General features: G+C 50.3%; 17 protein-coding genes and 1 CRISPR repeat array. Of the genes, 16 read left to right on the top strand and 1 reads right to left on the bottom strand.

What is annotated here, in order from left to right; all coding sequences use genetic code 11:
- The first annotated feature begins 1 nt into the window (after position 1).
- From JFN88_RS22300 to JFN88_RS22275, 6 genes are all read left to right on the top strand, one after another.
- Positions 2-991 (top strand): carbohydrate ABC transporter permease, encoded by a 990-nt coding sequence (locus JFN88_RS22300; RefSeq protein ID WP_199021543.1) that lies wholly within the window; start codon positions 2-4, stop codon positions 989-991.
- A 101-nt stretch (positions 992-1,092) separates the two neighbouring features.
- On the top strand, positions 1,093-2,472 hold the full coding sequence (locus JFN88_RS22295; protein ID WP_199021542.1) for an ABC transporter substrate-binding protein: 1,380 nt from the start codon (positions 1,093-1,095) through the stop codon (positions 2,470-2,472).
- Positions 2,473-2,558: 86 nt separating this feature from the next.
- The gene (locus JFN88_RS22290) at positions 2,559-4,736 is read left to right on the top strand and encodes a carbohydrate-binding protein (RefSeq protein WP_199021541.1); all 2,178 of its coding nucleotides are present in this window, start codon (positions 2,559-2,561) and stop codon (positions 4,734-4,736) included.
- Between the two features lie 82 nt (positions 4,737-4,818).
- Entirely contained in the window at positions 4,819-6,600 is a 1,782-nt protein-coding gene (locus JFN88_RS22285) for a sensor histidine kinase (RefSeq protein WP_199021540.1), read from the top strand.
- Positions 6,593-8,239: a response regulator transcription factor gene (locus JFN88_RS22280; protein ID WP_199021539.1), complete on the top strand. Its 1,647-nt coding sequence runs from the start codon at positions 6,593-6,595 to the stop codon at positions 8,237-8,239. The genes JFN88_RS22285 and JFN88_RS22280 overlap by 8 nt, the downstream gene beginning before the upstream one ends.
- Positions 8,240-8,245: 6 nt before the next feature.
- A complete protein-coding gene (locus tag JFN88_RS22275) occupies positions 8,246-9,919 on the top strand; it encodes a type 2 periplasmic-binding domain-containing protein (RefSeq protein ID WP_199021538.1) in 1,674 nt (557 codons plus the stop codon).
- A gap of 149 nt (positions 9,920-10,068) precedes the next feature.
- Here the strand turns inward: JFN88_RS22275 and JFN88_RS22270 are convergent, their stop codons facing one another.
- Positions 10,069-11,334, bottom strand: coding sequence for an MFS transporter (locus JFN88_RS22270; protein WP_199021537.1), 1,266 nt, complete (start codon positions 11,332-11,334; stop codon positions 10,069-10,071).
- 229 nt (positions 11,335-11,563) lie between these two features.
- Between JFN88_RS22270 and JFN88_RS22265 the strand changes: the two genes are divergently transcribed.
- The 10 genes from JFN88_RS22265 to JFN88_RS22220 all read left to right on the top strand — a co-directional run bounded on the left by JFN88_RS22265 (position 11,564) and on the right by JFN88_RS22220 (position 22,036).
- Positions 11,564-12,529 (top strand): aldolase catalytic domain-containing protein, encoded by a 966-nt coding sequence (locus tag JFN88_RS22265; RefSeq protein WP_199021536.1) that lies wholly within the window; start codon positions 11,564-11,566, stop codon positions 12,527-12,529.
- 204 nt (positions 12,530-12,733) lie between these two features.
- On the top strand, positions 12,734-13,450 hold the full coding sequence (locus tag JFN88_RS22260; protein WP_199021535.1) for a FadR/GntR family transcriptional regulator: 717 nt from the start codon (positions 12,734-12,736) through the stop codon (positions 13,448-13,450).
- A 230-nt stretch (positions 13,451-13,680) separates the two neighbouring features.
- A CRISPR array of direct repeats spans positions 13,681-13,985; the repeat unit is 32 nt; unit sequence GTCGCACTCTATGTGAGTGCGTGGATTGAAAC.
- 619 nt (positions 13,986-14,604) lie between these two features.
- Positions 14,605-14,943, top strand: coding sequence for a metal-sensitive transcriptional regulator (locus JFN88_RS22255; protein ID WP_199021534.1), 339 nt, complete (start codon positions 14,605-14,607; stop codon positions 14,941-14,943).
- Positions 14,944-15,082: 139 nt separating this feature from the next.
- On the top strand, positions 15,083-15,283 hold the full coding sequence (locus JFN88_RS22250) for a copper ion binding protein (RefSeq protein ID WP_199021533.1): 201 nt from the start codon (positions 15,083-15,085) through the stop codon (positions 15,281-15,283).
- A gap of 32 nt (positions 15,284-15,315) precedes the next feature.
- The gene (locus JFN88_RS22245) at positions 15,316-17,751 is read left to right on the top strand and encodes a heavy metal translocating P-type ATPase (protein ID WP_199021532.1); all 2,436 of its coding nucleotides are present in this window, start codon (positions 15,316-15,318) and stop codon (positions 17,749-17,751) included.
- Positions 17,752-17,917: 166 nt separating this feature from the next.
- Positions 17,918-18,541, top strand: coding sequence for a nitrite reductase (locus JFN88_RS22240; RefSeq protein WP_199021531.1), 624 nt, complete (start codon positions 17,918-17,920; stop codon positions 18,539-18,541).
- 26 nt (positions 18,542-18,567) lie between these two features.
- Positions 18,568-18,771, top strand: coding sequence for a heavy-metal-associated domain-containing protein (locus JFN88_RS22235; RefSeq protein ID WP_199021530.1), 204 nt, complete (start codon positions 18,568-18,570; stop codon positions 18,769-18,771).
- 264 nt (positions 18,772-19,035) lie between these two features.
- On the top strand, positions 19,036-19,767 hold the full coding sequence (locus JFN88_RS22230) for a (Fe-S)-binding protein (protein WP_199021529.1): 732 nt from the start codon (positions 19,036-19,038) through the stop codon (positions 19,765-19,767).
- The gene (locus JFN88_RS22225; protein ID WP_199021528.1) at positions 19,764-21,257 is read left to right on the top strand and encodes a LutB/LldF family L-lactate oxidation iron-sulfur protein; all 1,494 of its coding nucleotides are present in this window, start codon (positions 19,764-19,766) and stop codon (positions 21,255-21,257) included. Before JFN88_RS22230 ends, JFN88_RS22225 begins: the two co-directional genes overlap by 4 nt.
- Positions 21,254-22,036, top strand: coding sequence for a LutC/YkgG family protein (locus tag JFN88_RS22220; protein WP_332908535.1), 783 nt, complete (start codon positions 21,254-21,256; stop codon positions 22,034-22,036). The genes JFN88_RS22225 and JFN88_RS22220 overlap by 4 nt, the downstream gene beginning before the upstream one ends.
- The last annotated feature ends 59 nt before the right edge of the window (positions 22,037-22,095 follow it).

The raw sequence follows: 22,095 nt of genomic DNA, 5'->3' as shown, positions 1-22,095 counted from the left end.
CATGTCCAAAACGGCAACCCAAAAATGGAGCGACAAGGTACAGGCCGACTGGGTGGTCACCGCCAAGAAAAGAGGCGGCCTGTTCATCAGCAAGTTGTCGCTGTACACAGTGCTGATTTCTCTTTCCTTTGTATTTTTGTATCCGCTGCTGTTCATTGTCTCGCAGTCGCTCATGATGTCCACGGATGTCTCGGATTCGACGGTTCAGTGGATTCCGCAGAGCCTGTCCTTCTCCAATTATCTGGATGCGTTTCTGGCACTGGGCGGCGCCCAAAGCCGCACTTACTGGGATGCATTCATGTACAGCGGAATCATTTCCTTCGGCAGCGCGGCGCTGCAGGTATTCAGCTGCGCGCTCGCCGGCTACGCCTTCGGGCGGTATCGTTTTCCGGGCTATACCTTATTCCTGTCGCTCGTCCTGTTCGCGTTTCTGGTACCGCCGCAGACGATTATCGTTCCATTGTTTCAACTGTTCTCGGATTTCGGCTGGATCAACACCTTTTATCCGTTTATTGTCCCGAGCCTGACCGGACATGGGCTGAAAGGCGCTCTGTTCGTGCTCATATTTATTCAATTTTTTCACAGGCTTCCGTTTGTGCTGGAGGAGGCGGCCAGAATAGACGGCGCGAGTGCATTCCGCACGTATTGGACGATCATGCTGCCGCTTGCCCGCCCGGCGATGCTTGTTGTCTTCCTGTTCTCCGTTGTCTGGCACTGGAACGATGTGTTCGAGCCGAATCTGTACTTGCGCGTGCCAAATTATTACAACCTTTCACAGACATTGGCCATTTTCAACGGTGTCGGTTCCGCCCAGATTGATGCTGCGACAGCCGGATTGAATGCTGCCCAGACGATCGGTGTTGCGCCGACGATGATGAACAAGATTATGGCTGCGGCAATGCTGTCTATTTTACCGATGCTGGTTCTGTATCTGTTCACGCAGCGCTATTTTGTCGAAAGTGTGGAGCGCGCAGGAATCGCGGGCGAATAACAGACAAAGTGATACGATTCGGGGGAGGCGATGTCCGGCATAAATGCGTGAATGGAACGCCAGCAAAAGCGTGATACCAATCCAATGGAGGATGATAGGCAATGAGAAAAACATCGATTTTTTTATTCATGCTGTTATTCGCTCTTTCGGCTGCACTGTCGGCTTGCAGCAGTGGTTCGGGCACGACCCCGACTAACGGTAATTCTGTCAACAGCAATACGGGAGGCGGCGATCAGGGTTCGAACAAATCGGAGCCCGAGCCTGAGCCGGTCAAGGACTTGAGCGGGGAACTCGAGTTGTGGTCGTTCAACCCGGACAGCTTCCCTGAATCGATAGAGGCGTTCGAGGCCAAATACCCGAAGGTGAAAATCAATGTTGTTGTCATGAGCATTGCAGAGATGCATGAGAAAGCGTTGACGGCAATTGCCAGCGGCTCCGGCGGACCCGACGTCCTGTTCCTGGAGGGTGGTTATTTCAGACAATTTAATGCTATTGAAGGGCTTGAAGACCTGCTGCAGGAACCTTACAACGCCGGGCAGTACCGCGAGCATTTTACAGATGCCAACTGGAACCGCTGGCTGTCGATTGACGGCAAACGCCTGATCGGGATGCCGTGGGATATGCCGCCTTCTGTAACGTACTACCGTCAGGATATTATGGAGGAGAACGGCTTCCCCACCGATCCTGCCGAACTGATGCAGTACATGGCCGATTCGAACAACTTCCTCAATATGGCGAGAACGCTGAAAAACAAAGGCGTCTACCTGCTGGAATGGCGGGATCAGCCGGTCGGTCTGATGAACAACGGCATCTCGTTCTTTGACAAGGACCTGAACTACCGCCGTAATACGGATGGGTTCGTTAAGGGGCTGGATATCTCCAAGCAGATTGCGCAAGAAGAGCTGTATCTGGGCCAATCCATCTGGTCTGAGGAAGGGCAGCAGGCGGTGAAAAATGGCAAATTGGCCTTCTTGTACATGGGTTCCTGGGGTGCCAATATTGTTCAGGACTGGGGCGGAGAAGAGCAGACTGGCAAATGGAGAGTGACCGGGCTTCCATTCGGCGCTTACGGCGGCAACGGCGGTTCCGTGTTGTCCATTCTGTCTCAAAGCAAAAATAAAGAGCTGGCTTGGGAGTTTGTCAAGTGGAATCTGGCTACGGATGAAGGGCAGCTGATCTGGACGAAAAAGGGGATGATGCCGGGCTATAAGCCAGCCTGGGAATTCCCGGAATTCAAAAATGTCAGACACCCGTACCTGGGCAACCAAAATATGAATCAGCTTTATGCCGCGCTGCTTGACAAGGTTCCGCCGTCCTTCGCGACGCCGCTGGACGGCCGGGCAGGCGAAATTTGGGGCAGTGGCATAGCCGAGGTCATGGATAAGAATCTGGATTCCAAAGCAGCGCTGCAAAAAATCGAGGATGATATTTTGGCAGCTGTAGGAGCAGAGCGGCAGAAGCTGCTGGATGCCAGAAATTAATTGAATTTTAAATCTCATGCGATTGCTGTCTTCCATTATCGGGGACAGCAATCGTCTATTCGGAAGGCATCAAAGGAGGGACATTCATGTCTGTCAAGCGGACGGCCCTAAAGGCAGGTCTGTTCATTGCGCTTGCCGGCATTCTGGCAGCTGGCGCAGCTGTCTATCTATGGGAAAGAGGGGGACGTGATTCTGTGAATGTGGAAGCCTGGTATTCCTCGGAGGACGGCTCGCGCGTGCTGGAGCAACAGGCGAGTCTGCAATGGCATCAGCCGGGGAGCGCAGCCGAGCCTATTCGAACCTTCACGATCGACGACTCCATTACTTACCAGCCATACTTTGGCGTCGGGTCCTCGCTGGAGGAATCCAGCGTCTATAATTTGATGCGCATGAGCAGGGAGAACCGCGAGAAGGTTCTGCAGTACTTGCTTGATCCAAAGGGCGGTCTTGGCTGGAACGTCATGCGCATTACGCTTGGAACATCGGATTTCACAGGCCGGGAATGGTACAGCTATAATGATAATCCGCCAGGCGGAGAAGACAGGGCGATGGAGCGCTTTTCGATTCAAAAGGATATCGACTACAATATCGTTCCCGTCATTCAGGAAGCGCTGCGCTACAATCCCGAGCTGAAGATTATCGCCTCGGCCTGGAGTGTGCCCGGCTGGATGAAGGACAGCGGACGCCTCGAAGGCGGCCCGTCCAAGAGCGGCAAGATGAAGAGTGAATATATGCCTGCTCTGGCATTGTATTACCGCAAGGCGATTGAGGCTTATGCGGAGCAGGGCATCCCGATCTATGCGATCAGCCTGCATAATGAACCGGGCATTCATGTCGATTATCCCATGACCGAGTTTTCGCTGGGACAGCAAATCGAGCTGCTGAAGCTGCTCAAACAGGAATTTGGCAGTACGGAGCACGGGGAGATTATCGACACACAGGTCTGGGTCCATGAATTCAATATTTATGACTGGGAGCTGCAAAATAAGAGAATTTACGACGACCCCGAAGCTTACGCTTTGTCTGACGGCACAGCCTTTCATGATTATTGGGGGCACTTGTCCGTCATGACGGATGCGCATGAAGCGCATCCCGACAAGCCGATCTATATGACGGAGCGGTCTGTATGGGGGACGCGGGGGGCAGATCGGATCATTCAATATTTCCGCAACTATGCCCGCAGCTATAACGCCTGGGTGACGCTGCTGGACAGCAGGGGCAAGCCGAATGTATCCAGTACGGCGGCAGGCCGCACCTTGGTGACCATCGATGCCGATACACCTGACAACTATACGATTAATTTCGAGTCGCATATGATGGGCCACTTCTCGCGGTTCATCAGGCAGGGCGCGCTGCGTCTGGACAGCAATTACTATGACGAGAGCTTTGACCGCCATGAGCCAAGGATGAACGGGGAGGAAGAGGTGCGCCCGGAGGTATCCAATATTGCGTTCAGGAACGAAGACGGCGCTATAGTAATGATTGTTGTCAACAACAGCCGCGAGTCCCGCCCGTTCCGGGTATTGTATGCAGACGGGGAGTGGCAGGATACGCTGCCGGGGAAGACAGTCGCGACCTACCGGTGGAAGGAAGCTGAGAAGGGGACATTCAAGGAGCGGGTGAAGGTGCCGACTGTCAATCCGCAGGACGGAAGTGTGTTTGGGGAGATTCAGGCGACGCTTGCATCCGCGACGGAAAGCGCAGAGATCAGGTACACGCTGGATGGCTCTGTGCCGGGTGCAAGCTCGACGTTATATACAGGTCCGATTGCAATTAAGGGACAGGGAGAGACGATCCAATTGAAGGCTATTGCCATGAAGGAAGGGATGCATGATTCTACCATTCGCGCCGTATCCTATCCATTTGTTCTTCCATCGGTCATTCCCGGACAAATCGAAGCCGAGGCGTATCTGGCAGCGAGCAGCGGACGAACGGAACCAAGCTCTGAGGGCGGCCTGAATATCGGTTGGGTCCAGCGCGGCGACTGGCTGGATTATCCGGTAGATGTGGAAGAGTCGGGGATGTACCGTGCGTCTTATCGTGTAGCAGGAGTGGGTGCTGAAGGCAACATTGAGCTTCAGGATGACGGCAAGGCGCTTGCGGCCACAGGTCTGGAAGATACGGGAGACTGGCAGAAATGGACCACCATTCAGAGCGAACCTTTTCTGCTGGTGGAGGGGGAGCGGGTGTTGCGGCTTCATTTGGACGGCTCCGGCTTCAATTTGAACTGGTTCAAGCTTGAACGGGTCGAACGGACTGATTAAGCAAGAGAGAATTCAAATATCATGTAAAAATAGGAATACTTCTCTATTTCACTCTAGGTTATAATAGAAGAGTTCGCAGCGGATGAGGCCCTATTCAGCAGTGGAGAGGCAGGAGACGGCCATGTTCAGACATACCATATTGACCAAAATGATTCTCGTAATCTTGCTATTCCTTGTTCCGGCGCTTCTATTATACGCTTACAGCAATCGGACGAGCGTCAAGGTTGTCGAGGATCTCATTCATCATTCTACTAAAAAACAGCTCCACTTCTTCTCCAGGCAGATGGACGATTCCGTCAACCGCCTATCCGACTTCGCGGTCAGCATGACGCAGGACCCCAATGTAAGGCAATTCATGGGGTATTCCTTTATTCGGACAGATTATGAAGAGGTAAGGCTGCATGCGGCGATACTCGAAAAACTTGATTTGAATAATATTTCTTCCGCCTGGCCCAGCGAGACGGCAATCTATTCGATGCTGGAGAAGCGTATGCTGGCCAAATCGACGGTACAGCCCTTCGAGCCGGGTCGGCTCGGGAGCAAAATAACCAGCAATGAATGGGCAAGCCGGCGGGATGAGGATGGCCGGCCAAGCTTTTTTTACTATGCGATGGTTCCGGCTGTCTATAAGAAGCTTGAAGACCTGCATATGGTGATCGAGGTGAAATTCCCGCAACACAATATTGAGAACCTGCTGGACCAGTTTGCATCTGCGAGCAACGGGCAAGTCTTTTTGTATTCATCGGACACGGGTCAGATCATTTCAGGCAAACGGTACATGCGCAGTCACTTGCGGGAGTTGGAGCCTCAACTGCACAATAGGGAGCTGTCCGATAGCGGAAACTTCCGAATACGTATGAGCAACATATCCTATGAACTCTACTATGAGAAAGTTTCAAGTCTGGGCTGGCATGTGGTGGAATATGTGCCTGTGGAGACGATTTTGCAGCCGATTCGCTCCAATCAGGTGCAGTTTTACGGGACAATGCTGTTGCTGCTGGCTGTTGCGGTCGGTCTTGTGCTTATGTTGTATCGAAATGTGCAGCAGCCGATTTTGAAGCTGATCCGCAATATTGAGCGGGTCAAGCAGGGCAACTATGTGAATACGACCCTCAGCGGAAGCGGGGATAATGAGTTCCAATATTTATTTGACCGATTCAATGAAATGACTATGGAGATCAGGCAGCTTATCGAGAAAGTCTATGAGGAAAGGCTGCGGTCACGGGATGCGACGCTCAAGCAGCTGCAATCCCAGATTAACCCGCACTTTCTGTACAATTGCCTGAGCTTTATTATGAATATGACGAAGCTGAAAAAGCACGACGACGTCGTTATGATGACCTACCATCTGAGCCAGTATTACCGCTATGTAACGCGGATTGAGGTAGAAACAGTTCCGCTCCCGGTGGAGATCGAGTTTACGAAGCACTATTTGAAGATTACACAGCTAAGGTTCGTGCAGATTGACATGGAATATGATATCCCGGATTCGGTGAAGGACGTCATGATTCCGAAGCTGCTTATTCAGCCGATTATTGAGAATGCGATCAAGCATGGAATTGAAACAACCGGCGAGCCGGTCAGACTCCACATCAGCGCGTTCAGGGAAAACGGCGAAGTTCGGATCATCGTCGAGGATAACGGGGTCGGGATCACCGCGGACAAGATCGCCGACATTGCAGAACGTATGCAGCAGCCGCTTGGCAGCGATATGGGAACGGGGTTGTGGAATATCAACCAGCGTCTGCAAATGCATTTTGGAGAAGGCGCGGGGATTGAGCTTTTTGAATCAACAGAATTAAACGGGTTGAAAATCGTCCTTCGCTGGAAGGACCCGGGAAGCGAGGCGGATCACTATGACTGAACTGATGATTGTCGATGATGAGCCGCATTCTGTGGACAGCCTGGCGGATACGATCGATTGGGCTTCAATCGGGATTTGCGGCGTGCACAAGGCTTATTCGGCGCCTGAAGCGCTGGATAAGCTGAAGGAAGCGCCAGTGGACATTATTATTACAGATATTCATATGCCGAAGATGAACGGACTGGAGTTAATTGAAGAAATTCGCAAGGTGTGGCCGAGAACCAAGTGCATTATTCTGTCCGGCTATGCGGAATTTGAATTCGCACAGAAGGCGATGCAGCTCAAGACGACGGAATACTTGCTCAAGCCGGTGTTGAACGAGGAAATTATCGAGAAGGTAAAGGCGCTGACCGAGCAGCTCCAGTGCGAATGGTTGGAGATCAGCTCCAGAGAACAGGCCGTTCGCGCCGTCAAGGAAAATCAGTCTCTTCTGAGAGGCAACCTGCTGCTGGAATTTCTCTATGGCAGTCAATATCCCCGTGAAACCTGGGAGCGCAAGCTGGAGTTGCTGCACCTGCCGTTCGAGTTTGGGGACCGCTATAACAAATTCATGATCCGGCTGGAGGATGGCTTTCAGTCGTTCAATCAGGGCAGCAGGCCGCTGCTGGAATACGCAGTCTATAATATTGTGGAGGAAATCTTCGGCCTGAGCTTTGATGTCTGGTACGGCAAGGATGACTATGATTATCATATTTTTCTATTCAAGTGGAAGGGTGATGAACAGGAACGCAATCATTATTTATCCGCATTGCATATGAAGGAGGATGAGTATATTGACGCGCTTTTTTCGCGTATTCAGCATAATGTAAGGGTTTTCTTGAAGGGTCAGCTGTCGATTCTGGCTGGCAATTGGGGGCATTTTCCCGAACAGCTGTCTGCGGATTACTATGAGATGCTTACCGTCTTTCGCCAGCAGATTGGCAGGGAAAGCGGTTTTTGCATGAAGCTCTCCGGCTACGCTAAAGACAAGGATGTGCATACGCTGAGTTCTCTTTACGAACCACCGGTGCTCTCGCAGCTGCTGGAGACCGGCAGATGGCAGGAGGCGGAGGATAAGCTGCGGCATATCTTCGGGCAGATGGCCGATGACAAATACAAGTCACGGGATAATCTGATTGAGGTCTATTTCCATATCTATAACGCCTTCACTTATATCTTGCATCGAAACGGGAGGAAAATATCGGAGTTTCTCGGTCGGGGGCTGGAGCAGCTGATAGACGGCAATACGTATCATCACGCCGAGCAACTGCTTGGCCGCACGCTGCGCATGCTGCGTCAATTGCAAGATGAATCGCTGCTGGAACTGAAGGATAGTCGCCGCCAGACTATTCAGGATGTGCAGCGCTATATTGAGAATCATTTGGCTGAAGATGTGTCCTTGCAGACACTGTCTGAGCAAGTTTTCATGCATCCGACCTATTTGTCCAAAATCTACAAGTCGGAGACCGGAGAAGGCATCAATCAATATATTCAACGGCTTCGTAAAGACAAAGCGATTCAACTTTTGAAGCATACCGAGTTGAAAATTTATGAGATCGGCAACCGGGTCGGCCTTGTGAATACCACCTACTTTATTAAACAGTTTCGCAAGGATACCGGTATGACGCCGCAGGAATTCCGGGATTCGCTGAAGGGGTGAGCGGGAATGAGGAAACTGACAGCAACAGCGGTCATTTTAATATTGATTATGGGATTGTCGGGTTGTCGGGCAGGCGGAGGTCTGCCTGAGGATATTGGGGATCAATCAGTTCCCGGAAGATCGGCCTGGAACGGGGAAAAGTATGATCCGCCGATTACCTTGACAAGAGTAGTGAAGCACAACACCTATTCGACTACCTTCCGGGATAATGAGGATTGGGACGATAACGTGTTCACCCGCTGGCTCGAAGACACCTTGGGCATGAAGACCGAAACGCTTTGGGCTATCCCCGAGGAAAATCATGCGTTTTCTAAAAAACTGCTGCTGTCGATCAGCAGGGGCGAGGCGTTGCCGGACATTGTCTCCTACCGAGGCTCCTATGAAACGATGATGCAGCTGATGGAGTCCGGCCGGTTTATGCCAGTTGATGAGTTGTTTGACAAGTACGCCAATGATATCTGGAAGGAAGCGGCGGCCAGCTATCCGCAGATGTGGGAGAACGTAACGATTGGCGGCAAAAAATACGCCCTCCCGCTGCTGGACTATACGATGAATACAGAGCCGGTATTATGGATTCGCGAGGATTGGCTGGAGAAGCTGGACCTCGACCCACCTGAGACGATCGAGGATTTGGAGCGGATTATGGAAGCATTCACCTATCTCGATCCGGATGGCAACGGCAAGGATGATACGTATGGGCTGGCGGTAACTTTGCGCGAGAATCTGAATGCATGGATGACGGATTTGAGCTGGTTGTTCGGGGCGTACGGGGCCGTTAACTCCCAGTGGAATAAGGTCGGAGATCGTCTGGAATACGGCTCGGTCCAACCCGCGGCGAAGCAGGCGCTGGGCAAGCTGAGCGAGTGGATGAAGAAGGGGTATATTGCCCGGGATGCAAGCACCTGGGATGAAGTGAAGGCGTCAGAATTATTCACGACGGGCAAGGCGGGTATTATTGCCGGACCTCACTGGCTGCCTGACTGGCCGTTCCCGAAGCTCAAGAGCTACGCGCCGGAGGCCAAGTACAGGGCGTTCCCGGTGCCGGCCGGTCCGGAGGGGAAGAGAGGGGTGAGAGCCGGCAGTCCGGCTCCGACGAATGGAGTTATCCTGATCAACAAGGACAGCGAGCACCCGGAGGCGTTTCTGCATTACTACAACTATTTGATGGAGCATTACGCGAACCCGGCGGAGGGCTCGCCGTTCGAATACGGATTTGCCAAGGGATATGACTACGACCTTATCAATGGCAAACTGGTGAAGGATAATCCCCAGTTCATCAGTCCGATGGATTATTCCCTTAGCTATGAGGGCGCTCGTATTCCCGAGTTGATGATCAACACGCTGGTTAAGCTCGCTACGGAGGAACCGACGACGCCGTTCGAGCAGCAGGTAAAGGCGAAGCGAAGACCAGAGGAGATCGAGGCTGCATCCATTGTGATGGACTATGATCGGCAGGGTATTCGCTACCATAACTGGTATTCCGGCAGATCCCTTGGCATTGCCAAGAGCCGCAGCAGTCTGCTTGTTCAGATGGAGCGGGAGGCGTTCAACAAAATTATATACGGTCAGCTCCCGGTTGACGCGTTCGACCAGTTTGTCGAGCAGTGGAGGCAGGCGGGCGGAGATGAGTTGACGGAGCAGGTAAATAACGCTTATCAGCTGAGCAAGAATGAGCGTTGACGGGACTCGCAGTTACATCAACTGGTGTACCGGTTGAGCATAGTTACTTGAGCGAACTGGAAACACCAAGGCTCCCAGGCTATGATGCGCCTGGGAGCCTTGTAAGTGGAACTGCGATCATCCCACAATCGTATAGCTTGCCTCTAGCATTATTCTTCCGAATACCATTCCTTGATCTTTTTATCGGTTGGCAGCAGGAAGGTCAGCAAACCGAGAATCGGCAGCACGCTGACAACTTTGAGCACGGCATTCAGTCCAAAGGCGTCGGTCATACCGCCCAGGGCAACAGCGCCCAGCGCTCCGAGTCCGAAGGAAAGGCCGGTTGTCAGTCCGGATACGGTGCCGATCATGCCGGGTACAAGCTCCTGCGCGTAAACAACGGTCACCGACCAGCCGGACATAACAACCAACCCGATCACTGCCACAAGCGGGTACGCCCAGAAGGCGTCAGCATAAGGCAGCGCCAGCGCCAGCGGGACCGTTCCTGCCATGGAAAAGAACAGCACATTGCGGCGTCCGAACTTGTCCGATAGCGACCCGCCAAGGAAGGTGCCCAGCGCACCGGTGGCTGCAAACAGGAAAATATAGATTTGCGCTTGCTGGAGATTCAAATTGAACTTCTCCATGAGCTGGAACGGGTAATAGATCATAATGCTGGAATGATACCAGGTGCGAACGAACAGCAGGCACATAATGACTGCAAGCGCAAACGTAATTTGCTTTTTTCGTTCCGGCGACACTGTGCGTGCGGTTCCCTTCTTCACAGGCATCGGATGGGCTTTAATATAACCTTGATACCACTTGGCTATCGAGATTTGCACGGCTGCTGCTGCCAGTGTAATAACGGTAAACCATAAGGCACCAAGCTGGCCAAGCGGAACAAAAATCAGCGCGGTCATAATAGCGGCCAGCGACTGTCCTGAATTGCCGCCGACCTGGAAAATGGACTGGGCCAGTCCGCGGCGGGAGCCGCCGGCCATGTAGGCGACACGGGAAGCCTCCGGGTGGAACACGGCTGATCCCAGTCCGACGAACAGGACAGAGAGCAGAATCGTCCAGTAGCCGGGTGAGAAGGCGATGCCCAGAACACCGAGAGTCATTAGCGCCATCCCGATCGGCAGCAAATACGGCGTAGGCTTTCGGTCCGAGTAGAGGCCCACGACGGGCTGCATGACGGATGACGTCATATTGAGCGCGAACACGATCATTCCGGCCTGCATATAGGACAGGTTCATAGCGTTTTTCAGTATAGGCAAAATGGCGGGAATAACCGCTTGGATCGTATCATTGACCAGATGGACAATGCTGATCGCGATCAGAATTCGGAACACGGTCGGCTTCACATCAGGCTTTAGCGTTCCCGCTGTCTGGATGGAAGCTATATTTTCGAGAGGGGGCTGCAAAGCAAGGTTCATCTCCTTCTTGTCTGTTTCTCACATTATAGCAAAGAGACAAAATAGGTTAAATCATTTCAGCTAAATCTGCTTCAATTGATTTTTACGGTTGTATAGAATACGCGGTAATTAGAATGCTGTGAAGCCGTTCAATTGTCAGGAAAATGGCTTGAAAATAGCTTTGCGTTCCAGGCGGCAATCAAGTATGATGTAGAGAATAGCGATTTTATGCAAAAGGAGCTCTGAACACATGAGTGCAAAGACAAGTGCGAATTACAAGATTGTAGACTGTACGATACGGGACGGCGGACTCGTCAATAATTGGGATTTTAGCGTAGAATTTGTTCAGCATTTGTACCACAGCCTGAACGAGGCTGGTGTGGAATATATGGAAATCGGCTACAAGAATTCCCCGAAGCTGCTTAAAGGCGCCGATTCAGCCGGTCCGTGGCGTTTCCTGGACGATAATTTCCTGCGTGAAGTCATTCCGCAAAAGCTGGGCACGAAGCTGTCTGCGCTTGTCGATATCGGGCGTGTTGATGAAAATGATATTTTGCCGCGCGAGCAAAGCCTGCTGGATTTGATCCGCGTTGCCTGCTACATTCAGGATGTGGACAAGGCGCTGGAATTGGTGCAACTGTTCCACGACCGCGGATACGAGACGACGCTGAATATTATGGCGCTTTCGAATGTAATGGAGCATCAGCTTCTGGAAGCATTTGAGCAGATTAACGACAGCGTTGTCGACGTTGTCTACATTGTAGATTCTTACGGCAGCCTGTCTCCTAATGATTTTAGCCTGCTGGTCGAGAAATTCCGCAAGTATCTGCCAAACAAGCGTCTGGGCGTACACACGCACAACAACATGCAACTGGCATTTGCCAATACCTTGATCTCTGCCGAGAAAGGCGTTGAATTGCTGGACGCTTCCGTATACGGTATGGGACGCGCGGCAGGCAACTGCCCGACGGAACTGCTCGTTGCCAATTTGAAAAATTCCCGCTACAGCCTGCGTCCGGTGCTGGATATGATCGAGAAGTACATGATCCCGCTTCGCGAGAAGGAAGAGTGGGGCTACATCATCCCCTACATGATTACAGGTATGCTGGACGAGCATCCGCGTTCCGCGATGGCGCTCCGCAATACCGCAGACAAGGATAACTCGGTTGATTTCTACGACAAGCTGACGACGCCTGAAATTTCGCACGGTAATTAAGAATGAATGACACGGTCCGGAACGGGCCGTGTTTTTAATTTTGCTAAGTGAATGAGCAAAATAAATATGTCGCTTGATAGGGCGGACGACTCCATTTTGCTTGCGGTGTCAGTCTTTTGTTAGGGAACGGGAAAGTTGCTAAAGCTGCCTGGTGCAATATAATGGTAGTAGAGATAAACGGGCAAAGGAGGGGAGGGGAAGACTGTGGCGCTATCCAAAGTTACAACACGCAAAATTTATGAACAAATCGCGGATCAGATGAAGGAGCACATCATGAACGGCGGCTGGAAGGTAGGAGAGAGGCTGCCGTCGACAAAAGAATTGACCGAGCAGTTCCAGGTAGGCCGTTCCACCATGCGGGAGGCGCTTAGCGCGCTCAAGGCGATGGGGCTGATTGATATTCGCCATGGCGAAGGCTGCTTTGTGCGGGAGACGACTGCTGCCGAGCTGGAGCTGCCACAGTTCGATACGTTGCTGCTGAGTAGAGAGACGATTCTGGAGCTGCTTGAAGCCAGGAAGGCGCTTGAGATATCCAATGCGGCTATTGCGGCAGTGAAGCGGAACGATGAAGATTTGGCGGGCTTCGAGAAGCTGCTCAGTATTATGGAACAACATGCGGGTGATGAGCAGGAAGGGGAGTCGGCAGACATCGGCTTCCATCAACTGTTGGCTAAGGCGACCCATAACTCGATCATGGTCAGGCTGCTGGATTCGATATCCTCCCAGATGGAGATTGCCATCCGCGAGACCCGGAGGTTGCAGATGTACAGCAGCAAAGAGGTTTCCCATCGCCTGTGGCTGGAGCATCGCGCCATTTACAAAGCTGTTGTGAACCGCAATCCGGCTAAAGCCGAGCAGCGTATGCGCGAGCACCTGGAGCATGTGGAGAGAGTGCTGCGGAAGTATCTGGAGCGGGAGTAAAATAGACAGGCTGCTAAAATAATTTGAAAAGATGGGCCTCCCTTTTTTGGTGCGAATGTGAAGCTCCCATGATTTTCCCGGTTCCTTCGCACCTCGAAATTTGTCGAAAAAGAAGTAAAATCATATAATCATAAAAAAGTCAAGTCGTGAAATAGTAGTTTTCAAACGGTATAATTGGAATAAATCAGTTGATTTGGACCCTGTTGTAATATTTATAGCTTTATTTCGCTGTCGCACTCTATGTGAGTGCGTGGATTGAAACGTAATGGGGTTACCTGGTGGCAAGGTCTCTCCCTTGTCGCACTCTATGTGAGTGCGTGGATTGAAACCAGACGAATCCGGCCTCCAAACGCCAACAAGCCGCGTAAGTCGCACTCTATGTGAGTGCGTGGATTGAAACAGCGGACGAATCGTAGTCAGCAATCGGTATGTGTGCCGTCGCACTCTATGTGAGTGCGTGGATTAAAACTCCAGGAATGTTTTGATCCTCCAACACAGTAATAGTCGCACTCTATATGAGTGCGTGAATTGAAACTGCCGCTTGCTGGATAAGAACCGTTTTGTTAATCACGTCGCATAAACGTTTCCGTTTTTGTACCCCAAAAATTGCAGGTCGCTTTTTATGTGCTTCAAGTGTTCAAACGTCCCTATCCGCCAATTCTCTTTATTTCACCGGGCAATGTTCTTGCAGATGCACATGTTGTGATAATGAATCTATGTTTCTCTCCGGTCTGCAAGCCACTGTAGACGACTACGAATTGCACAATCCAAACAAGCTGATACTGCTTGTTATCGCCTAATCAGCATTTTGTCCGTTATTTATAGAAGCTTGGCCGTATCATTTATTCGTTTTAGCTATTTCAAAATAAACGATTTCAGATAATCGAATGTGATGCTTTTTCCATGAATTACAAGAGTTACGTGATCCATAAAAACATTTTTTAAAGTACCTATTTAATTTGCCGACGGTTGTCGTGATGACAATCATTAGCCCTTTGTGTTAAAACAATTGCTCAGTGAAAAATACCATATAGTAAATACCCAGGTGGGGTTCCCGGTTGATGCTCGGCCTTAAATAAAATATGTTGAACAACAGTTGACATACACTAGGGGGGTATGGTAAATTAACAATTAAGGATGCGAGGTGAATTAATGTGGAGCAACTTCATGTAATCCGTTATGAAATTGAACACTCGTGCTGTTCAACAAATGATGAGCGGAAAAGCAATCATTCCGAAAAAGTGAAAAGCAATCTTAATTCCCGATTAAATCGGATTGAAGGACAGATTCGAGGTGTTAAAGGCATGATTGAAAAAGACACTTATTGTGATGATGTGCTGAACCAGATTGCTGCTATTCAAGCGGCATTAAACGGAGTCAGCAAGCTTCTTCTCGAAAATCATATGAAAAGTTGCATAGTTGATCGTATTCAAGCCGGAGAACTTGAAGTAATTGATGAGTTGTTGGTCACCGTTAATAAGTTAATGAAATAATTCAATTGTTATTTTCACTTGTATTATTGATTTTATTTACACAGAATATAGGGTACAGTGGTATAGTTTATTTAGATTTATAAATAATTAAGTTGTTGGAAATTACTAATAAGACAATCCGTGAAGGGAGCAAATAGAAATGGAGAACATTACATTGCAAGTAGAGGGAATGAGCTGTCAGCATTGTGTCAATAGCATCGAAGGTGCTTTAAAGGAAATTGGGGTATCGGGAAAAGTTAATTTACAACATCATACGGTGGATGTTTCATTCGATAAAAACAAAGCCAATCTTGAAAAGATCAAGGAAATAATTGAAGAACAAGGGTACGATGTTGTTTAATTCATAAATGCTGGAGAGGAATGTGATAGAAGATGGCGACAACTTCGGGCTCTGCCAATAAACAATCTACGTTGCAAATTAGCGGCATGACTTGTGCCGCTTGTGCAAACCGAATAGAAAAAGGTTTAAATAAACTTGATGGCGTAACTTCTGCTAATGTGAATTTTGCTTTGGAGAAAGCAAGCGTAACGTATGATCCGAACAAGGTCAAGCTCAACGATATGGAACAAGAAATTAGCAAATTGGGCTATGCAACGGTCAAAGAAACGGCTCAATTTCAACTTGAAGGCATGACTTGCGCTGCTTGTGCCAACAAAATCGAAAAAGGACTCGGCAAGCTGCCTGGCGTGACCAGTGCAACAGTCAATTTTGCGTTGGAAACAGCCCGTGTCGAATACTCGCCGGATGAAATATCTATTACAGATATGCAAGCTAAAGTAAAGCAACTCGGCTACAAGGCTCATGTAAAAGAAGAAGACGGCTCTGAGAAAGACCATCGTAAGAAGGAAATCAGTCGCCAGAAATTGATGCTGCTCATTTCGGGGATTCTCTCTTTCCCACTTTTATGGAGTATGGTTGCGCATTTTTCCTTTACTTCCTGGATTTACATGCCTGACTTTTTTATGAATCCGTGGTTCCAGTTTGCTCTGGCAACACCTGTGCAGTTCATTATCGGTTGGCATTTTTATGTCGGTTCTTATAAAGCACTGCGCAATAAAAGTGCAAATATGGATGTGTTGATTGCGCTAGGTACGTCAGCGGCGTATTTCTACAGTTTGTATCTGTCACTTGATTGGACGTTTGGCAGCAGTGGCGCGCATCATGAGCTTTCCTTGTATTACGAGACGAGTGCGGTGCTTATTACGCTGGTAGTGATGGGCAAGTTATTCGAATCGCTAGCCAAAGGTCGCACATCCGAAGCGATCAAATCCCTTATGGGGCTGCAAGCCAAGACAGCTTTGGTCATCCGTGATGGACAAGAATTGACCGTTCCGGTAGAAGAAGTAATTGTCGGAGATATCGTGCTTGTACGTCCAGGGAATAAAGTACCGGTAGACGGAGAAGTGCTGGAGGGCCAATCCTCGGTTGACGAGTCGATGTTGACGGGTGAAAGCATTCCGGTGGAGAAGAAAGCTGGCGATCCTGTCATCGGGGCTACAATCAACAAAAATGGGATGCTTCGTATTCGTGCGACCCGTGTAGGCAAGGAAACGGCATTGGCGCAAATCGTGAAAGTAGTGGAAGAAGCGCAAGGCTCTAAAGCGCCGATCCAACGGGTTGCTGATAGAATTTCAGGAGTTTTCGTGCCAATTGTTGTCGGTATTGCGATTGTAACGTTTTTGATTTGGTATTTGCTTGTGGAGAAGGGTAATTTCGCAAGTGCATTAGAGAAAGCAATCGCGGTACTTGTAATCGCATGTCCTTGTGCGCTCGGTCTTGCAACGCCAACATCAATTATGGCAGGCTCCGGCCGTGCAGCCGAGTTCGGGATTTTATTCAAAGGCGGAGAGCATCTGGAACAGACTCACCGGATTAATGCGATTATTTTGGACAAAACAGGAACTGTTACAAAAGGCAAGCCGGAACTTACTGATGTAGTAACGGATGGAGATGAAACGGCATTGCTCAGATTGGTGGGTGCTGCTGAGAAAAACTCCGAGCATCCGCTTGCAGAAGCGATTGTCGCAGGCATTCAAGAGCGAAATATTGAGCTTCCGGCAACGGAATCATTTGAAGCGATTCCAGGCTATGGTATACAGGCTTCGGTAGAAGGAAACAGCGTCCTTGTCGGAACGCGCCGGCTGATGGACAAATACGGCGTGGATGCAAAATCTGCTTTTCCCGTCATGGAACAGATGGAAGCAGCAGGGAAAACGGCTATGCTTGCAGCGATTAATGGCAAGTATGCCGGATTGGTGGCAGTAGCCGATACGATTAAGGAAACCTCTGCGGCTGCGGTTAGCAGGTTGAAAGAAATGGGTATTCAAGTCATTATGATTACTGGAGACAACGAACGTACTGCCAAAGCCATTGCGGCTGAGGTCGGCATTGAGCATGTGCTTGCAGAGGTTTTGCCTGAAGGCAAAGCGGAGGAAGTCAAAAAGCTGCAGGCAGCAGGAAAGAAAGTTGCAATGGTCGGGGATGGCATCAACGACGCGCCGGCATTAGCGACAGCAGATATCGGAATGGCAATCGGCACAGGCACAGATGTTGCGATGGAAGCAGCAGATGTTACGCTTATGCGCGGTGATTTGTCCAGCATTCCGGATGCCATTTATTTGAGCCGCAAGACGATGAGGAACATTAAGCAAAATTTCTTCTGGGCGCTTGGCTATAATTCACTAGGTATTCCAGTAGCAGCAATCGGCTTGCTGGCACCTTGGGTAGCGGGTGCGGCGATGGCATTAAGCTCAGTTTCCGTGGTCCTCAATGCGCTTCGTTTACAACGTGTGAAAGTAAAGCACTAGAGAAGTACGGATGAAAAGGCTGCGCCCTTGAAGGCTGATTTCGTGATCACTTTCCCGTAAAAAGGAACCCAAAAAATGAAGGTCAATTTCAACATCCAGGGAAAGTGTTCACGGTACCTTTTGCACTCCATATAAAATAATGCCTGAATAAAGGAGTGAATGACTTGTGAGGGAAACGGTCAAAATCGCTGTTAGTCCACCGATTCAGCTTGGTGGAAGCTTGTTCACTCCAAACCAGCTTGTAACTGTCGGAAACATCATTGGACCAGATTCAAAAGTGGAAATGACCAGTTTCAAACAACTATATGTAGAAATTCCGATCGAACAACGGGAAGCCATTAAGGAGGAACTTGAGCGCAATGGTCTTGAAGTGAATCCTGCAGGCTTTGCAACCAAAAGTCTGATTGCCTGTAACTTCTGTAAAGGTTCCGAAGATTCGGGGCTTGAAACCGCAGAAGCATTGAATAAAGCAATAGCTGGAATTGCAACGCCTGCGCCTCTTAAAATTGGCTACGCCGGGTGTGCGCTAGGAACCAGCGAACCGCTGATTAAAGATATTGGCGTTGTCAAAATGCGTGACAAGTTTGATATCTATGTTGGCGGTGAATCGAAGGGGCTTAAAACCTCCTTCGCCCAACTACTCTGTTCCGGATTAACAGAGGAGCAGCTCATCTCTGCTGTTACTGCTATCATTGGATTTTATAAAGGACATGCAAAAGGCAAAGAGAAATTCAGTAAATTTGTGCATCGGGTTTCGTTAGAGCATTTGCAACAACAAATTGCAGGTTAAAATCTTATAGGAAGAGGCGAAAACGAATGAAAGAAGCGACTGTAAAGGTACAAGGAATGTCTTGCCGCTCTTGTGTTGCGAAAATTGAAGGAGCCATCAGTGCAATCGGCGCCGAGGGACATGTGAATTTGGAACAAGGTACAGTTGACGTTCGATTTGATGAGGGAAAGATTCAGATCAATGAAATAGAAGAAGTTATTCGCAAAAAGGGATACAACGTCGAGGCGTAGTAATCGTCAATGAGCGAGGCAATCTCAACTTGCAGCGATTGTAATTACCTGCTCTCTTAAAATAATGGTGACAAAAGACACGGCCTTCCGAGGCAAACGTGTCTTTTGTCATTTGTGCAGGATACGGGGGGAGACTATACATAATTGCACGGGGATCCGAATTATTTTGTGAAATCTCAATAACCCTCTTTCCTTTATTACAGATGTCTGATAACCTGATAACATAAGATTGAGTCCAGAAAACAGAAGCAGAGGTGTCCATCCATGCAAGTGTCTTTATTTATTACTTGTTTGTCTGATCAAATGTTTCCTGAGGTTGGAGAAAGCATTGTGCGCATCCTCCATGATTACGGCTGTGAAGTAGATTTTCCGGAAGGACAGACTTGCTGCGGACAGATGGCATTCAACAGCGGCTACCAGGATGAAGCGCGCGAGGTGGCAAAGACGCTTATCCGCGCCTTTGAGCAAAGCGAATACGTCGTCTCGCCATCCGGTTCCTGCAACGGGATGATTCATCACTACTATCCGCATCTGTTTGCAGATGATCCGGTGTGGAAGGCGAAGGCGGAAGCGCTCATCGACAAAACGTATGAATTCTCGCAGTTTCTTGTGCAGGTGCTGAAGGTGACGGACCTGGGAGCACAATTCCCGCATAAAGTGACGTACCATCCATCCTGCCACGCATCCCGCCTGCTCGGTATTAAAGAGGAACCGATGCAGCTTCTTTCTAGTGTCAAAGGCGTCGAACTCGTCGATCTGCCTGCCAAGGAAGATTGCTGCGGGTTCGGGGGAACCTTTTCCATTAAAATGCCGGATATGTCGGAGGCGATGGTGTGCGAGAAGGTTGCCAACATTTGCAGCACAGGCGCAGAGGTACTGGTCGGTTCGGATATGGGTTGCCTGATGAGCATTGGCGGAAGGTTGAACAAGGAAGGACAACCGATTCGGGTCATGCATTTGGCACAGCTTCTTGAGGAAGGGAGGAAAGCGAAATGAGTGCAGGAGGGCAAGCAGCGGCGCTGGATCAGAAGATTGGTTCCGGGCTGAAGGATCGGACAAAGCAGGCGCTCGGCGATGAATTTTTGCGTAAGGCAGTTGCCTACACAACCGATAAGCTGAAAACCGGCAGGTTGCAAGCGATGGATATGTTCGGAGATTGGGAAGCTTGGCGTGACCGCGGCAAAGCGATTCGCGAGCATACCATTAACCATTTGGACTACTATTTGTCTCAATTCGCGGATAATGTAACGAAGAAGGGCGGCAACGTCTATTTTTGCAACGGGTCATCGGATGCGGTGAGCACTTTTATGGAGATTGCCGACAAGCAAAAGGCGAAGCTCGTAGCAAAAGGAAAATCGATGGTATCTGAGGAAATTCATCTGAACCATCATCTGGAGCAACGGAATATTGAGGCAATTGAGACGGACCTGGGCGAGTATATTTTGCAGCTTGCCAAGGAGACGCCTTCGCACCTGATTATTCCGGCGATTCATAAGAACAAGCAGCAAATTGCCACTCTATTCACGGAAGCCTCCGGGCAGCATTTTGAGCCGGAAACCAAGGTGCTTGCAGAATATGCCCGCAAGAAGCTTCGCAATTACTTTTTGGAATCGGATATTGGACTTACGGGCTGTAACTTCGGCGTAGCAGAGACGGGTTCAGTTACGCTGGTTGAAAATGAAGGCAACGGACGGATGGTATCCACCTTGCCGAAGGTGCATGTCGTGGTCATGGGGATGGAGCGTCTGGTGCCGACGATGGAGGATCTGGAGGTTGTGCTGAATATGCTGGCGCGCAGCGCAACAGGGCAAAAGCTGACAACCTATACGTCCTTAGTTACTGGACCGAAGCGTCCGGAAGACCTCGACGGACCGGAAGAGCTGCATGTCATTATTTTGGATAATGGCCGCTCGCAGCAGCTTGGAGATCCGATCTTTCAGGAGGTGCTGCATTGCATCCGCTGCGCGGCATGTCTGAATGTATGTCCGGTGTACCGCCATGTCGGCGGGCATACCTATGGTACGACATATAGCGGACCGATCGGGGCGGTATTGACGCCGCTGATCCAGCAGGATATGAAGGAAGCGGGCACCCTGTCGTATGCGTCCAGCTTGTGCGGCGCGTGCTATGAGGCGTGTCCGATGAAAATTCCGCTCCATGATATGCTTGTCCATCTGCGCCACCGCAAGGTGAAGATGAAGCTGACAGCGTTGCCTGAGCGGATTGCGTTCAAGTCGTATCAGACGGTGTTCGGGAATATTACCTTGTTCAAGCTGGCGACGAAGATGGGCTACTATATGCAAAAGCCGCTCGTCCGCGGCGGAATGATCAAATCCGGGCCGCCGCCGATTTCCGGCTGGACGCAGTCGCGTTTCCTGCCGATGCTGCCCAAGAAGTCATTCCGTGACCGCTGGGGCGATCTGCAAAAAGAACTGGCTGCGAAAAATACGGCAGGTGCGAGGGCGAAGGGAGGCCATGCGAAGTGAGTAGCGGACAGCAAGGAACAATGCGAGGCAAAGAAGCTTTTATGCGCAATATCTCCAGCCGTCTGGGCCGTCGCGAGCCGCTGGCTGAAGCGCCTTCCAGGCCATTCATCGGGGTGCCGGATTTTTACCGGGAGCGTACACGGACGCAAGATGAGCTGATTGATGAATTTATTCAGAGCTGGACTGCTCTGAGCGGCAAGACGCTTGTCGTAGATGAGGCCGAAGCGCCGCAGGCGGTGGAGGCCTATATTCGCCAGCTTGCCGGAGAACTGGGCATCAAGCGCATATCCCGCTGGGAGCATGAGGGACTGGAGAAGCTGGGCTTTGATCAGAGCCTGAATGAAGCGGGAATTGAAGTAGTTGCCTGGCGCGAGGGTGGAGCGGACCACATTGAACTGGGAGGTCTGCCGACCGGGCCGGACGGCAATTGGGCGAGGCGTTCGCATTTGCTTCATGCGGCAGAGCAATGCCGGCTTGGGGTAGTATGGCCGGATTGCGCGATTGCCAACACAAGTACGCTGGCGCTGTTCAGCCAGGGCGGCAAAGGCCGCTCGGTCAGCTTGCTGACGGAGGCGATCGTCGCTGTGTTCCGTGCGGACCAGATTGTTTACCGGATGGGAGAGGCGTTTGCACTGTTCAAAAAGCAGTTCCCGAATGTGACAGATATGCCGTCTTCTCTGAACCTCATTACCGGACCAAGCCGCAGCGCGGATATCGAGAACGATCTGACGATCGGAATCCATGGGCCAGGCAAGGTTCATGCGATTATTTTGAAATAAAGATTTGCAAATTCGGAATTGAATATTGTTCCATTAAGGACTGCTTTCTCCCTGCTTGT

This window comes from Paenibacillus roseus (assembly GCF_016424485.1).
GTDB classification, from domain to species: Bacteria; Bacillota; Bacilli; order Paenibacillales; family Paenibacillaceae; genus Paenibacillus_D; species Paenibacillus_D roseus.
The sequence above is the reverse complement of the archived record's forward strand: the minus strand, read 5'-3'. Positions and strand labels throughout refer to the sequence as shown.

Excerpts from the sequence above, each read along its gene's own strand:
- JFN88_RS22300 (WP_199021543.1), top strand. The coding sequence starts at position 2 with ATGTCCAAAACGGCAACCCAAAAATGGAGCGACAAGGTACAGGCCGAC.
- JFN88_RS22295 (WP_199021542.1), top strand. The coding sequence starts at position 1,093 with ATGAGAAAAACATCGATTTTTTTATTCATGCTGTTATTCGCTCTTTCG.
- JFN88_RS22290 (WP_199021541.1), top strand. The coding sequence starts at position 2,559 with ATGTCTGTCAAGCGGACGGCCCTAAAGGCAGGTCTGTTCATTGCGCTT.
- JFN88_RS22285 (WP_199021540.1), top strand. The coding sequence starts at position 4,819 with ATGAGGCCCTATTCAGCAGTGGAGAGGCAGGAGACGGCCATGTTCAGA.
- JFN88_RS22280 (WP_199021539.1), top strand. The coding sequence starts at position 6,593 with ATGACTGAACTGATGATTGTCGATGATGAGCCGCATTCTGTGGACAGC.
- JFN88_RS22275 (WP_199021538.1), top strand. The coding sequence starts at position 8,246 with ATGAGGAAACTGACAGCAACAGCGGTCATTTTAATATTGATTATGGGA.
- JFN88_RS22270 (WP_199021537.1), bottom strand. The coding sequence starts at position 11,334 with ATGAACCTTGCTTTGCAGCCCCCTCTCGAAAATATAGCTTCCATCCAG.
- JFN88_RS22265 (WP_199021536.1), top strand. The coding sequence starts at position 11,564 with ATGAGTGCAAAGACAAGTGCGAATTACAAGATTGTAGACTGTACGATA.
- JFN88_RS22250 (WP_199021533.1), top strand. The coding sequence starts at position 15,083 with ATGGAGAACATTACATTGCAAGTAGAGGGAATGAGCTGTCAGCATTGT.
- JFN88_RS22245 (WP_199021532.1), top strand. The coding sequence starts at position 15,316 with ATGGCGACAACTTCGGGCTCTGCCAATAAACAATCTACGTTGCAAATT.
- JFN88_RS22235 (WP_199021530.1), top strand. The coding sequence starts at position 18,568 with ATGAAAGAAGCGACTGTAAAGGTACAAGGAATGTCTTGCCGCTCTTGT.
- JFN88_RS22230 (WP_199021529.1), top strand. The coding sequence starts at position 19,036 with ATGCAAGTGTCTTTATTTATTACTTGTTTGTCTGATCAAATGTTTCCT.
- JFN88_RS22225 (WP_199021528.1), top strand. The coding sequence starts at position 19,764 with ATGAGTGCAGGAGGGCAAGCAGCGGCGCTGGATCAGAAGATTGGTTCC.